Origin of the sequence: Pseudomonas orientalis, assembly GCF_022807995.1 — a bacterium.
GTDB lineage: Bacteria > Pseudomonadota > Gammaproteobacteria > Pseudomonadales > Pseudomonadaceae > Aquipseudomonas > Aquipseudomonas orientalis_B.
Genome location: NZ_CP094351.1, coordinates 3550366 through 3563812 on the forward strand (window position 1 = coordinate 3550366; position 13447 = coordinate 3563812).

Consider the following 13447-nt stretch of genomic DNA (forward strand, 5'->3'; position numbering starts at 1 on the left):
ACAGCACTATATCCTTTCGGACATCCGCATCACTTTACCCTTTGCGAAGAATAAGTTTGACGCGTGACAATTCCCTTAAGACGATTCTTAAAAAAAATCCTGGCCACTTATAATTTTCCACAACGCCGGCATATAACGACAAATCGAGCCCATGCCGCACCTGAGAACTGGTTTAATCAGCACTAATGGAATGCAAGTCTTACAACTCGCTAACAGCGATAGTGTTCACACACTGGCGCGCCAATCAAATGTGGAAGGGTTTGCCCCTTCCACATGTTATGACCGAGTACGTCTTAGAAATCGCGCTTATAGAAAACATCCAGAGAACTGGCCACACCCGTCGCCACCTCCAGGTACACCTTCTTGCTCAGCAAATAACGCAACGCAATAGTGTTAGCCGGTTCGAACACCCCGACCCCATAACGCAGGCTGAGCTTCTCGTTGATCTTGCCGCTGGCCACCACCGCCGTACTGTTGCCGGTGCCTTGGGTATCCAGATCAAAATCTTGAATCCCCAGCTTATTGGCAATGTCCGAGGTCACACCGGTACTGCCCATCAAACCCAGGCCCAAGGCGGCTTCGGCGAGCATGTTGTTGTCTTCGCCGGTGTTGGTGCGCGAACGGCCCAGCACCAGGTACGACAGCGCATCTTCCTGGGCCATGGTCGGCTCGGAGAAGATCTGCGTGGTGGGCTGTTCGGCGCTGCCGCTCAGGCGAATACCGGCGGTCACGGTGCGGGATGATTCGACCACCACGCGCACGGCTTCGATGTCCAGGAAGGGTTGGTCCAGCGGCCCGGCGAACAACAGGCGTGCGCGACGCACGTTGAGGCGCTGGCCGTAAGCGCGGTAGCGGCCGTCGTTGAGCCACAGCTCGCCGCGGGTGTCCATGTTGTCGCCGATGTGCACATGGCCCTGGACCTTGGCGGTGAGGCCGAAGCCGGCGAAGTTGAGCTGGTCTTCCCCCACTTCCACGTCGATATCCATGGCCATGGCCATCGGCGGTTTACCCTCTTCGGTCTGGCTGCCGATGATCACGGTGTCGTCGGAGACCTTGACGGTCGAAGGCGGCAGTTCGCGTACGGTGATGTCGCCACGGGGGATGTGGACTTTGCCGGCAATCGCCAGTTTGTCGTCCTTGAGGCTGATCTTCAGGTCGGGCGCCACTTCCAGCTTGGCGTAAGGCTCCACGGTGACCGGCAGTTGCGAACCTTTGAGGCTGAGGTCGACCAGCAGTGCGCGGCCCCAGTCGATCTGGCCCGTGAGGCTGCCCTGCCCGGCCTTGCCACTGTGCCAGCCGCCATTGAGCTGCACGCTTTCGCCAGCGATCTGCGCTTGCAGGTTCAGGCCCTCGAGGCTGATCGGCAGTTCTGGCCCGGAGACTTCGCCGTCCACCAGGTTCAGGTTGCCGTTGACCAGGGGCGCGAGCAAGCCGCCGGAGATGCGGCCGCTGCCGTTGAGCTTGCCGGTGAGTTTTTCCACCATGGGCACAAAGGGCCGCGCGACGGAAAGGTCCAGGCCGGCGAGGCTGAAGGTGCCAGTGACCGGTTTGTTGTTCGGCAGCGGGTTGATCTGTGCCTGCAACAACAACTCGCCGAGCTTGCCGCCACGGAAATTCAGCTGGGTGTCGATGCGCTTGGGGTTGAGGGTGGTTTCCATTTTCAGGGTGTCGTAGGGGAAATCCAGCCACTGGCCTTTGTCGCGCACGCGCAAGGTGCCGCCACTGGCGTCCACCGCGACCACGCCTTTGGGGCCGCTCTGGGGCAGGTCCAGTTGCACATCGGCGTTGAGCCTGCCCTGCCAGGCGAAGTCTTTGGGCAAGAAGGCCGCGAGGCTGTCGAGGGGGAATTGCTTGAGGTGGTAGCGCAGCTTCGGCTCGGGCATCAGGCGCTGGTCCTCGCCACACAGGCTGGCGCCGCCGGAGACCCAGCAGTGTGCGCCAAAGGTCAGCTTGCCATCGGCCAGGCGTTCGATCTTCGCCGGGGCTTGCAGCCGCCAGTCCTGGCCACCGGCTTGCACGTCGCCGCTGGCCAGGCGCCCGCGCCAGTCGTCTTTATCGAGGTTGCCGTCCAGGGCCAGGGCCAGTTTGACCAGCGGGCCGGTCAGGGCCAGCTGGACTTTCTGGCTTTTGATATCGCCCTGGGCGCTGGCAGTGAGGTTGCCGACTTGCGTCTCGCCGCTTTGAATACCGCTGGCCTTGAGGTCAAGCTTGGCGCGCTGGGCGCTATCGAGGTTGGCGTCCAGGTTGAGGGTTTGCAGGCGGTTGTCGGCAAAGGCCAGTTGCTGGCCATTGAGGTCGAGCTTGCCTTGAGGGGCTTTCAAGGTACCGGCCACCTCGACACGCCCGTTGACTTGCCCACGCAGTTGCGGCCAGAGCTGGGCCAGGCGCGCCAGCTTGATGTCGATCTGCCCGGCCAGGCGCTGTTGCAGGCTGCCGCTGCCGTTGATGCGGTTATCGCCCAGGCGGATGTCCAGGTTGGCGAGGGTCCATTGTTCGCCGGCGCCTTCGGCCTTGGCCGCGAGCACGGCGGTTTGGCCGCGCAGGCGGCCCTTGAGGTCGAGGTCGGCGTTGAGCTTGAGCTGTTCGTTCTTGAACTCGCCTTTGCTGCGTAGCGGCCCGGCCAGGGTGCCGGGCAATTCCGCGACCCAGTAGGCCGGGTTCAGCGCCGACAGATCCAGGGCGGTGTCCCAGGCAATGCCGTCGGCGAATTGCAGGTTCAGGTGGCCTTCGGCCTTGCCCTGGCCGGCGCTCAGCTTCAGCTCAGGCAGGAAGACTTGCTTGAGGTCGCCACTAAAGGGGCTGACCACATTGAACTTGCCCGCCGGGCCGTCGAGGTCGGCCTTGAGATTGCCCAGGTAGTTGCCGTCTTTATAGGAGATTTCACCATTGAAGGTGCGCAAGGCCACTTGCGGCTCGTCGATGACCGGATAGAGGCGATGCCAGGGAAAATCCAGCCAGTCGATCTTGGCGTCCGCACTGAAGCCTTGCTGCCAGTCCAGGTTGGCACTGAGCTTGAGGCTTTGCTTGTCGCCGGCCATCAGGTCCAGGCCGGCGATCTGCGCGCCCTTGGCGTCAACCTTGCCCTTGAGCTGTAAATCCACCGGGCCTTTTTCGGCCGGTAGCACGGCCTTGCCCAGCAACTGGTAGCCCTTGCTCAGGTCGCCTTTGGCGCTCAGGTCCAGTTGGTTGAGTTGCAGGGTATCGGGCAGGTCTGCGCTGGGCTTGAACGACTCGGAGGTGATGTGCAACTGCGCAGGCAAATGTTCCACCAGGGGTTGCAGCTCGCCGGTGAGCTTGGCCGGCAGGTAGCCGCTGCTGTCGGCGTCGAGCTTGAGGGTCTTGAGCAGGTCGCCCTCGAGCTTGAGGGCGATGGTCCAGGGTGCGCCGCCCGGCGCATAGGGCAAGCTCAGGTTACCGGTTGCATTCAGCGGCCAATCGCCGGTAGGTTGCAGCAGGCCGGCGAGGTCCAGTACCAGATCGTCGCGCTGCAGATGCACCGAGTCGATCTGCATACCGGCGGTGGTCCAGTGCGCCGCCAGTTGCAGACCCTTGAGTTCTTCACTGCCGTTGAACAGCAGGCTGCCGATGCGCACATCGCCCAACTGCAGGGCAACCGGCAGTTTCAGGTCGGGGAGTTGAATCGGCCCGCTGTCGCTTTCTTCGGCACCGGGGGCGAATTCCAGGCTGACCTGTTCCACCTCCAGTCGGTTGATGCACAGGGTCATGCGCAGCAGGCAGCCGGGCGACCAGTCGAATATCGGTGCATTCAGCTCGACGCGGCTGCCGTCCTGTTGCCACAGCAGATGGTCGGCACGCCACTGCCCGTCCAGGTGCCCCTGGAAATTTTCCACGCTCAAACCTGGCACCTGGCCCAAGGCCCAACGACTGCCCGCCTGGGTGCCGAGCACCGACCACAGCGCCAATAACAGCAAGGCGAGGATGGCGACCAGCGCCAGCCCCGCTATTTTCAAACCACGCATCACAGCTCAGGCCCCATGGAAAAGTGCAATCGAACGCCTCCCGGGTCTTCCAGGGCATGGGCCAGGTCGAGGCGGATCGGGCCCACGGGCGAGACCCAGCGCACACCGACACCCACGCCGGTTTTCAGGCTGGGCATGTCCAGCGTATTGAACGAGTTGCCCTGGTCGATAAAGGTCGCGATCCGCCATTTTTCAGTGATGGAATATTGGTACTCGGCGCTCAGCGCCACCATGTAGCGGCCACCGATGCGGTCGCCGCGATCGTTTTCCGGCGACAGGGTCTGGTATTCATAACCGCGCACGCTCTGGTCGCCACCGGCGAAGAAGCGCAGCGACGGTGGCACGGATTTGTAGCCATTGGTGGCACTGCCCCCTACTTGCGCGCGGCCAAGAAAGCGGTGGTTATCCCACAAGGTGGTCAAGCCCTTGATCGTGGCGGTGCCATACAGCAGGTTGGTGTCGGAACCGAGCCCTTCCTTGGCGACTTTGCTGTCGAACATCAGGCGATAGCCGTTGTGCGGATCGATGCGGTTGTCGCTGCGCAGGTAGGAGTAGCTGATGCCCGGCATCACCAGGTTGCTCAAGCCCGAGTCATTGCCCAGGCGATACTCTTCACGCTGGTATTTGAGCGAGATCACCCGCGTCCAGCCGCTGGGCAACTTGCTGTGCCATTCGGGGCCGAGGGTGAGCAGCTTGCTCAAGGTGTCGGTGTTGGCGATCTCTTCATTCTGATAGCCGCCGGCGAAACGCAACTTGTCGGTGAGCGGAGGATCCAGTGGAATGTCGTACCACAGGCCGACGTTCTGGCGCGGCGCCGACAACTCGGCTTCCCAGCCATAACTGTGGCCCTGGGGGTTGACCCAGTGGCGCGTCCAGTTGGCCTTGCCGCGCGGGCCGACGTCGGTTGAGAACCCCAGGCCCAGGCCCATGGTGCGTGGTTTGCGCGTGTCCAGTTGCACGGCCACCGGAATCACGTCATTGGTCGAGGCTGTGGGGCTGGCGTCCACGCGCACGCTGTCGAAAAAACCACTGGCCTGCAGGTTCTGGTTGAGTTCGGCGACCAGTTCGGAGTCATAGGGCGTGCCAGGTTTGAACGGCACCATGCGTTGCAACAGCTCTTCGTCAAAGGGCGTGTCGCCGCTGAAGCTGACCTTACCCATGCTGTAGCGCGGGCCGCTGTCGTAAATGAGTTCGATGTCGGCCACGCCTGCTTGAGGGTCGACGGCAAGTTTCTGGCTGGTAAAGCGCCCGCTGAAAAAGCCGTAGCGCGACGCCTGGTTCTGGATCAGGCGCTTGGCGTCGTCGTAATGGCCGTGATTGAGCACCGCGCCGGGCTTGAGATCGTCGCTGGCGCGCACGCGAAATCCCTTGAGGCTCGCCGCCGGCCCGTCGACCCGCAGGGTAACGTTGCGCAGATGCACCGGCTCGCCGGGATCGATGGTGAGGGTCAGGCGCGGATTCTTGCCGCCCTTCACATCGCTGGCAATCCGGGGCTGATAGAAACCCAGCGCCTGGGCCGCTTTGCGCGCCTGTTCTTCGGCCCCACGGCTGAATCGCAGCAGGGCTTCTTCATCACGATCGCCAACCCCGCCGATGTAGCCTTCGATGTTGGCTTTCAGCGCGTCATTTGAGGGTTTGATCCGCACGTCCAGTTCGCTTTGCGCCAAAGCGCCGCAGCTTGTGAACAGCAGAATCAAGCCGCTGGTAAATCTTCCTGGAAACTTCATAGGCGCGGATGCTACACGAGCGAGAGAGGAACTTTGAACTCGGATTTATCTGAATAATTCTGTCTCAAGCCGTTGCAGCACGTAACGCCTGGGGATTGGGATGAAAAAACACATGCTCCAGGACGGGTCCTACGGCTATTTCACCGATTTCCTCATAGCCCTGGCGCTTATAGAAATCCAGGTATCGGGAATTGCCCGTGTCGAGCACTACGCCCGATGAATGCGGGTCATCGGCGCACCAGTTGTGGACCGCTTCAAGCAGTTGTTCGCCGTAGTGTTGACCTTGCAGCTGCGGGTGAATGCCCAGCAACGGCAACACATGCACCGACTCTGCAGGCAGGCACGCCAACACGGCCTGGTGGTATTCGAGGTAACGCCGTGTACCGCGCACACCGGTGCTCAGCCACATGCGGATCTGCCAGGCCCAGCTCTCGGTGATGCCCAGGCGCCGTTGCGGCGGCGCGATAAGGGCGACACCGATCAAACGGTCGTTGACGAACAGGCCGATGGCCGGAAGTTTCTGGAAGAAATGCTGCTTGACCAGCTCCCGCACCGTGGCGCGCACGCGCTGTTCATAACCTGGCCGCTCGGCTTCGAAGATATAGGCGAAGGTCGGTTCGTGACGGTAGGCCTGGTACAGCAGAGAACGCGCTTCGCGGGAATAACCGCTATTGAGTACACGGATTTGGGCAGCGGCCGTCGAAGTGTCAGGCATAACAGTCAATCTCCTGGACGCCATTCAAAATAGGACGTTCTTATGGGTACGAACCTGCGCAGCGCCAGTCGTTCCCAGACATTAGCAGCGCATGCGTCCTACCGCCACGCTGGCCCCCGTCCGACTTGTCGGCTAGCATCGCCCTTTTGCCAGACTGGACCGCCGACCATGAAAATCGTCTCCTTCAATATCAACGGGCTGCGTGCCCGCCCTCATCAGCTGGCGGCGCTGATTGAAAAGCATCAGCCGGACGTCATTGGCCTGCAGGAAACCAAGGTCCACGACGACCAGTTCCCGCTGGCCGAGGTCCAGGCGCTGGGCTATCACGTTTATTACCATGGCCAGAAAGGCCATTACGGTGTGGCCCTGCTCTCGCGCAAGGAAGCGTTAAGCGTGCACAAGGGTTTTGCCAGCGATGAAGAAGACGCCCAGCGCCGGTTTATCTGGGGCACCTTCGCCGACGAAACCGGCAACCCGGTCATCATCATGAACGGCTACTTTCCACAAGGTGAAAGCCGCGACCACCCCACCAAATTCCCGGCCAAACAGCGCTTCTATGAAGACCTGCAACAACTGCTGGAAAGCCGCTTCAGCAATGATCAGGCCCTGGTGGTGATGGGCGACGTGAATATTTCCCCACAGGACTGCGACATCGGCATCGGCGCCGACAACGCCAAACGCTGGCTGAAAACCGGCAAGTGCAGCTTCCTGCCGGAAGAGCGCGAGTGGATGGCCCGCCTGAAAAACTGGGGCCTGGTGGACAGCTTCCGTCACTTGAACCCTGAGGTGACCGACCGTTTCAGCTGGTTCGATTACCGCAGCCGTGGCTTTGAGGACGAGCCCAAGCGTGGGCTGCGCATCGATGTGATCATGGCGTCCAACGGCTTGCTCCCGCGGGTCAAGGATGCCGGCGTCGATTATGATTTGCGGGCACTGGAAAAGCCGTCGGACCATGCGCCGATCTGGTTGGAATTGAGTTAATTCCCTGACACTACTCGGTCAACTTGTAGGAGCGAGCTTGCTCGCGAAAAACGTCAACGATACCGCGTGTTTACTGAACGAACGCGGTGCCTGTGAGTTTTTCGCGAGCAAGCTCGCTCCTACAGAGGGCCAGGGCAAGCCTCCTCCCACATTTATATCTGTGATTTATCAGTCATATGTTTGCAATCCAACTGACTTAATCTCGCGGCACTCCCTTTTGCGCAAGAAGGTGCCGGCATGAGGCTGCGCGTTCTGTTACTGCTGACGCTTTTCCCGTTTTTCGCTGTGTCCTCCCCTCTCCCGCTTCCCGATCAAGGCCCGGCACTGCGCATCCAGGGCTCCAACACCATCGGCGCGGGGTTGGGGCCGGCCCTGGTCAAGGGGTTGATGGAGCGCCAGGGTTTGCAAGGCGTGCACAGCGAAGCCGCCGAGGGCGCCAATGAGCAGCGTGTGATCGGCAAAACCCGTCAGGGTAAAACCGTATTCATCGACATAGCCGCCCATGGCTCCAGCACCGGTTTTGCCGCGCTGAAAAACAACAGCGCCGACCTGGCCGCGTCATCGCGCCCGATCAACGACCACGAACTGGTCGCCCTCGAGCCTCTGGGCGACATGAAAAGTCCCGACGCCGAACAGGTGATCGCCATAGACGGCCTGGCGATCATCCTTAACCCGCAGAATCGGCTGAACACCCTCAACACCGAGCAACTGGCGCAAATATTCAATGGCCAGATCAGCACCTGGGAAGCACTGGGCGGCAGTGGCGGCGCCATTCATGTGTACGCCCGCGACGACCGGTCCGGTACCTACGACACCTTCAAGGAGCTGGTGCTGAATCGCCGCGACAAACCGCTGGCCGCGTCGGCCCGGCGTTTCGAGTCCAGTGAAGCGCTGTCCGATGCGGTCAGCCGGGACCCTCAGGGCATCGGTTTTATCGGGCTGCCCTACGTACGCCAAGCCAAGGCCGTGGCGGTGGTCGATGGCGACTCGCAACCGATGCTGCCACTGAGCAGCCTGATCGCCACCGAGGATTACCCGCTGTCACGACGACTGTACTTTTATCTGCCGCTGGCGACGCATAATCCCTGGGCCAAGGCATTGGTGGACTTTGCCCAAAGCAGCCAGGGCCAGGCCATCGTCGCGGCCAACGGCTTTATCGCACAGCACGTGCAGGCAATCGGCGTGGAACCCCGCGCCTCGATGCCAGGGGATTATCAAGCGATTGTGCGCAACGCCCAGCGCCTGACCGTGAACTTTCGTTTCGAGGAAGGCAGCGCCAGCCTGGACAACAAGGCGCGCCAGGATGTGCAGCGGGTGGTGGCCTACCTGAAAAGCCACGGCAAACTGCACAAGCAGGTGACGCTGGTGGGGTTTGGCGATGCCAAGGATGATCCGCAGCGGGCGGCCTTGCTATCGAAGTTGCGGGCCATGGCGGTGCGCCGGGAGTTGGTCAAAAGCGGCGTGATACTGCGCGATATTCGTGGGTTTGGCGGGCAGATGCCGGTGGCGGCAAATACGGCGGATGAAGGCCGGATCAAGAATCGGCGGGTGGAGGTTTGGGTGTACTGAGGCTGGGTTTTTGGGGTGTTCAAGCCGGCCTCATCGGGGGCAAGCCCCCTCCCACATTTTGCCTGTATTCATAAATCCAAGTGTGGGAGGTGGCTTGCCGCCGATAGCAGGCGACGCGGTCTCACTGCCCGCCGCGCATCATCTCCTTGGGCACATACTTGCCAATCTCGAACTTGCCGATCGCCGCACGGTGCACTTCATCCGGGCCATCGGCCAGGCGCAGGGTGCGCTGCATGGCGTACATATAGGCCAGCGGGAAGTCATTGGACACCCCGGCACCGCCGTGAATCTGGATCGCACGGTCAATGACCTTCAACGCTACATTCGGCGCAACCACCTTGATCTGGGCGATTTCGCTCTTGGCGACTTTATTGCCCACGGTGTCCATCATGTACGCCGCTTTCAAGGTCAGCAGCCGCGCCATGTCGATTTCCATGCGCGAGTCGGCGATCTTGTCGATATTGCCGCCCAGGCGGGCCAGCGGCTTGCCGAAGGCGCTGCGGCTGACCGAGCGTTTGCACATCAATTCCAGCGCGCGCTCGGCCATGCCGATCGAGCGCATGCAGTGGTGGATACGGCCCGGGCCGAGCCGGCCCTGGGCGATCTCAAACCCGCGCCCCTCGCCCAACAGCACGTTTTCGTAAGGCACGCGTACGTTGTCGAACAACACTTCGGCGTGGCCGTGGGGCGCGTCGTCGTAGCCGAATACCGGCAGCGGGCGCAGGATTTTTACGCCGGGCGTGTCCACTGGCACCAGGATCATCGAGTGCTGCTGGTGGCGCGGCGCATCCGGGTTGCTCAGGCCCATGAAGATCAGGATCTTGCAGCGCGGGTCGCAGGCGCCGGAGGTCCACCACTTCTTGCCGTTGATCACCCATTCATCGCCCTGGCGTTCGGCGCGGGCGGCCATGTTGGTGGCGTCCGAGGAGGCTACATCCGGTTCGGTCATGGCGAAGGCTGAACGAATCTCGCCACGCAGCAGCGGCTCGAGCCAGCGTTGTTTCTGCTCTTCGTTGGCGTAGCGCACCAGCACTTCCATGTTGCCGGTGTCGGGCGCGGAACAGTTGAACGGTTCCGGGCCGAGCAAGGAGCGGCCCATGATCTCGGCCAATGGCGCGTACTCAAGGTTGGTCAGGCCGGCGCCCAGCTCGGATTCCGGCAGGAACAGGTTCCACAACCCCTCGGCTTTGGCCTTGGCTTTGAGCTCTTCCATGATGGCGGTGGGCTGCCAGCGGTCACCTTCGCTGACCTGGCGTTCGAACACCGGCTCGGCCGGGTAGACGTAAGCGTCCATGAATGCGCTGACGCGTTCACGCAGTTCCTGAACCTTGGGCGAATAGGCGAAATCCATGAGCGGCTCCCTTCTGTGAGAGGTTGTTTAGGTCATGCAATCGATGCTAGAACAGCGCTGATAATTTACCTAGCCTATTCTCGGCGTGTATTAACATTCATCACCGATATATGATCGGCGTCTGAAGACGTAAAAAATCGCCACCTGATAATAAGAGCGCAACCCAAATGAATCTGAGCAAGGTCGACCTCAACCTCTTTATCGTCTTCGACGCGATCTACACCGAAGCCAACCTCACCCGAGCCGGGCAGATTGTCGGCATCACCCAGCCGGCGGTGTCCAACGCGCTGGCACGCCTGCGCGAGACCTTCAACGACCCGCTATTCGTGCGCACCGCCCAAGGCATGGTGCCTACGCCGATGGCGCAGAACATCATCGGCCCGGTGCGCAACGCATTGTCGTTGCTGCGGGTGTCGGTGCAGGAGAGCCGGATTTTCAATCCGCAACAGGCGGCCAAGACCTATCGCATCAGCATGACCGATCTCACCGAAGCCGTGATTTTGCCAGCACTGTTCCAGCGTCTGCGCCGCCTGGCGCCGACGGTGGTTATCGAGAGTTTCCTGTCCAAACGCCGCGAAACCACCAAGGAACTGGCCGCCGGACGCCTGGATTTCGCCGTGGATGCACCGCTCAACACCGACCCGCAAGTGCGTCACGTCAAGCTGATGGAGGACCGCTACGTGTGCGCCATGCGCAAGGGCCACCCGATGGCGGGCAAGGACAAATTCACCCTGGATGACTACCTCTCGCTGACCCATATTCATATTTCCAGCCGCCGCAACGGACTGGGGCACGTGGACCTGGCCCTGGGCAAGATGGGCATCCAGCGCAAGATCGCCCTGCGCTCCCAGCACTATCTGATGGCGTCGCAAGTATTGCAGCAGACCGACATGGTCATGACCGTGCCCGAACGCTTCGCCCGTCGCCATGAACTGCACTGGTTCAACCTGCCGGTCAACGACGTGCCGCCGGTGGAAACCCATTTGTACTGGCACGAAAGCACCGACCAGGACCCGGCGAACCGCTGGATGCGCGAACAGATGATCGAGTTGTGCCAGCAAGTCACGGCCCATGAGAAGAAACTGGATAAGCAACAGGCTTGAGGTTGCAGCAGGCCCCAGTGTGGGGGGCTTGCAGTATCTACACAACGCCGTAGCGCCCACCGCTAACCACGATGCGAAGCGAGCCGCTCTTGATCTTGATCTTGATCTGGCTTTTGATCCTAGGCGCCCCGTTAAACCACGCTGGCCGAACGCAGGCTTGAATCCGTGGGCAACCCGGCAGGACGCCGGGTTAGCCGCACTGGGCCAAGGATGGCCCATTGCGGCGGCCCACGGATTCAAGCCGGAGTGAGGGAACACCGAGCCCAGGCGAGGTGCCGAGTGGTGGGGCAAGAGCGTTTTGCTTACTTTTGCGCTTTTCAAAAGTGAGCCGCCGTAAGGGCGGAACCCTAAGCAGCCGTTACCGAAGAAACGGATATGTACTCGATTTGATCCAACATCCTGGTCGGCTCTGAGGCCGCCATCGGGGGCAAGCCCCCCTCCCACATTTGGATCGTGAAGCACCAGCAAGGGAGCCCTTGACGTTCACGTCAACCTGCCATTAGTTTAGCCCCAGGACTTTCTCGAGCACCCCCATGAGCACCACCTACAGCATCTCCGACCTCGCCCGCGAGCTCGACATCACCACCCGCGCCATTCGCTTCTACGAGGAGCAAGGCCTGCTCGCCCCCGAACGCCGGGGCCAGGAGCGCATTTACTCGGCGCGGGACAAGGTCAGCCTCAAGCTGATTCTGCGCGGCAAGCGCATCGGCTTCTCCCTGGCCGAATGCCGCGAGCTGATCGAACTCTACGACCCCACCAGCGGCAACCACATTCAACTCAACAGCATGCTGGCAAAGATCGCCGAGCGCCGTGAGCAACTCGAGCAACAGTTGCTGGATATCGAACAGATGAAGCTGGAACTGGACACCGCCGAAGAGCGCTGCACCCAGGCTCTGGCACACACCATGCGCCAGGCCGGCCATTGACCAGAAGGTAACCGCCATGACCCTCCCCTCACACGTACGCCTGGTGGAAGTCGGCCCGCGCGACGGTTTGCAGAACGAAGCCCAGCCGATCAGCGTCGCCGACAAGGTGCGGTTGGTGGACGCCCTGAGCGCCGCCGGCCTGGGCTATATCGAGGTCGGCAGTTTCGTGTCGCCCAAATGGGTGCCGCAGATGGCCGGGTCCGCCGAGGTGTTCGCGCAGATCCAGCGCAAGCCTGGCGTGACCTACGGCGCACTGGCGCCGAACCTGCGTGGCTTTGAAGATGCACTGGCGGCAGGAGTCAAGGAAGTCGCGGTGTTTGCGGCGGCGTCCGAAGCGTTTTCCCAACGCAATATCAACTGCTCCATCAGCGAGAGCCTCGAGCGGTTTGCGCCGATTATGGCCGCGGCCCGGCAGCACGGCGTCAGCGTGCGCGGGTATGTGTCGTGTGTGCTGGGTTGCCCCTACGAAGGGGATATTGCTGCGGAACAGGTTGCGGCGGTCGCCCGCGAGCTGTACGCCATGGGCTGCTATGAAGTGTCCCTGGGCGACACGATCGGCACCGGCACGGCGGGCGCGACACGGCGGCTGTTTGAGGTGGTCGGCGCACAGGTGCCGCGCGACAAGCTCGCCGGGCATTTCCACGACACCTATGGCCAGGCGATCGCCAACATCTACGCCAGCCTGCTGGAAGGCATCCAGGTGTTCGACAGCTCTATCGCGGGCCTCGGCGGCTGCCCTTATGCCAAGGGCGCGAGCGGTAACGTCGCCACCGAAGATGTGGTGTACCTGCTCAATGGACTGGGGATCGACACCGGCATCGACCTGGAGCGCCTGATTGGCGCGGGCCAGCAGATCAGTCAGGTGCTGGGACGGGCAAGCGGATCGCGGGTGGCGAAGGCGCGTAACCTCGGCTGAGTAGCACAGCTGTGACAATGTGTTACCGAAGCCCGGCATAACGGGTAACGCGGGAACATAATCTGCCGCCCATCCAAAAAAATAGGCCCTGTAAAAAAATCAAACCTTTGATTTTAAAGGACTTTAAAAAGTTGGCACGGCTTCTGCTATCTCTATGGCATAACAAGAATAAAAAGCAC

The 13447-nt window shown here is 61.4% G+C and carries 9 protein-coding genes; 5 read left to right on the forward strand and 4 right to left on the reverse strand.

The features are described from left to right. Positions 1 to 293: 293 nt before the first annotated feature. The 3 genes from MRY17_RS15720 to MRY17_RS15730 all read right to left on the reverse strand — a co-directional run bounded on the left by MRY17_RS15720 (position 294) and on the right by MRY17_RS15730 (position 6422). Positions 294 to 3980, reverse strand: coding sequence for a translocation/assembly module TamB domain-containing protein (locus MRY17_RS15720; RefSeq protein WP_243352451.1), 3687 nt, complete (start codon positions 3978 to 3980; stop codon positions 294 to 296). Next, positions 3980 to 5707: an autotransporter assembly complex protein TamA gene (locus tag MRY17_RS15725; RefSeq protein WP_191956709.1), complete on the reverse strand. Its 1728-nt coding sequence runs from the start codon at positions 5705 to 5707 to the stop codon at positions 3980 to 3982. The genes MRY17_RS15720 and MRY17_RS15725 overlap by 1 nt, the downstream gene beginning before the upstream one ends. Before the next feature lie 64 nt (positions 5708 to 5771). Beyond that, complete coding sequence (locus MRY17_RS15730) at positions 5772 to 6422, reverse strand: GNAT family N-acetyltransferase (protein WP_191956710.1); 651 nt, start codon at positions 6420 to 6422, stop codon at positions 5772 to 5774. A gap of 168 nt (positions 6423 to 6590) precedes the next feature. Here MRY17_RS15730 and xthA point away from each other — a divergent pair, with 168 nt between their 5' ends. Both xthA and MRY17_RS15740 read left to right on the forward strand, forming a co-directional pair. Then, positions 6591 to 7403, forward strand: a complete 813-nt coding sequence (xthA, locus tag MRY17_RS15735) for an exodeoxyribonuclease III (protein ID WP_181284078.1) — start codon at positions 6591 to 6593, stop codon at positions 7401 to 7403. A 237-nt stretch (positions 7404 to 7640) separates the two neighbouring features. Further along, positions 7641 to 8972, forward strand: coding sequence for a substrate-binding domain-containing protein (locus MRY17_RS15740; protein ID WP_191956711.1), 1332 nt, complete (start codon positions 7641 to 7643; stop codon positions 8970 to 8972). 121 nt (positions 8973 to 9093) lie between these two features. Here MRY17_RS15740 and MRY17_RS15745 read toward each other — a convergent pair whose 3' ends face one another. Beyond that, the gene (locus MRY17_RS15745) at positions 9094 to 10323 is read right to left on the reverse strand and encodes an acyl-CoA dehydrogenase (protein WP_191951934.1); all 1230 of its coding nucleotides are present in this window, start codon (positions 10321 to 10323) and stop codon (positions 9094 to 9096) included. A gap of 167 nt (positions 10324 to 10490) precedes the next feature. On the opposite strand from MRY17_RS15745, the gene MRY17_RS15750 reads away from it, so the two are divergent. From MRY17_RS15750 to MRY17_RS15760, 3 genes are all read left to right on the forward strand, one after another. Next, entirely contained in the window at positions 10491 to 11426 is a 936-nt protein-coding gene (locus tag MRY17_RS15750) for a LysR family transcriptional regulator (protein WP_181284081.1), read from the forward strand. 533 nt (positions 11427 to 11959) lie between these two features. Beyond that, positions 11960 to 12352 (forward strand): MerR family transcriptional regulator, encoded by a 393-nt coding sequence (locus tag MRY17_RS15755; RefSeq protein ID WP_057721728.1) that lies wholly within the window; start codon positions 11960 to 11962, stop codon positions 12350 to 12352. 16 nt (positions 12353 to 12368) lie between these two features. Beyond that, positions 12369 to 13268: a hydroxymethylglutaryl-CoA lyase gene (locus tag MRY17_RS15760; RefSeq protein WP_065884893.1), complete on the forward strand. Its 900-nt coding sequence runs from the start codon at positions 12369 to 12371 to the stop codon at positions 13266 to 13268. The last annotated feature ends 179 nt before the right edge of the window (positions 13269 to 13447 follow it).

What these genes read in the sequence shown, in the direction of transcription:
- MRY17_RS15755 (WP_057721728.1), top strand. Translation starts at nt 11,960, where the DNA reads ATGAGCACCACCTACAGCATCTCCGACCTCGCCCGCGAGCTCGACATC.
- MRY17_RS15740 (WP_191956711.1), top strand. Translation starts at nt 7,641, where the DNA reads ATGAGGCTGCGCGTTCTGTTACTGCTGACGCTTTTCCCGTTTTTCGCT.
- MRY17_RS15725 (WP_191956709.1), bottom strand. Translation starts at nt 5,707, where the DNA reads ATGAAGTTTCCAGGAAGATTTACCAGCGGCTTGATTCTGCTGTTCACA.
- MRY17_RS15745 (WP_191951934.1), bottom strand. Translation starts at nt 10,323, where the DNA reads ATGGATTTCGCCTATTCGCCCAAGGTTCAGGAACTGCGTGAACGCGTC.
- MRY17_RS15730 (WP_191956710.1), bottom strand. Translation starts at nt 6,422, where the DNA reads ATGCCTGACACTTCGACGGCCGCTGCCCAAATCCGTGTACTCAATAGC.
- MRY17_RS15750 (WP_181284081.1), top strand. Translation starts at nt 10,491, where the DNA reads ATGAATCTGAGCAAGGTCGACCTCAACCTCTTTATCGTCTTCGACGCG.
- MRY17_RS15760 (WP_065884893.1), top strand. Translation starts at nt 12,369, where the DNA reads ATGACCCTCCCCTCACACGTACGCCTGGTGGAAGTCGGCCCGCGCGAC.
- MRY17_RS15720 (WP_243352451.1), bottom strand. Translation starts at nt 3,980, where the DNA reads ATGCGTGGTTTGAAAATAGCGGGGCTGGCGCTGGTCGCCATCCTCGCC.
- xthA (WP_181284078.1), top strand. Translation starts at nt 6,591, where the DNA reads ATGAAAATCGTCTCCTTCAATATCAACGGGCTGCGTGCCCGCCCTCAT.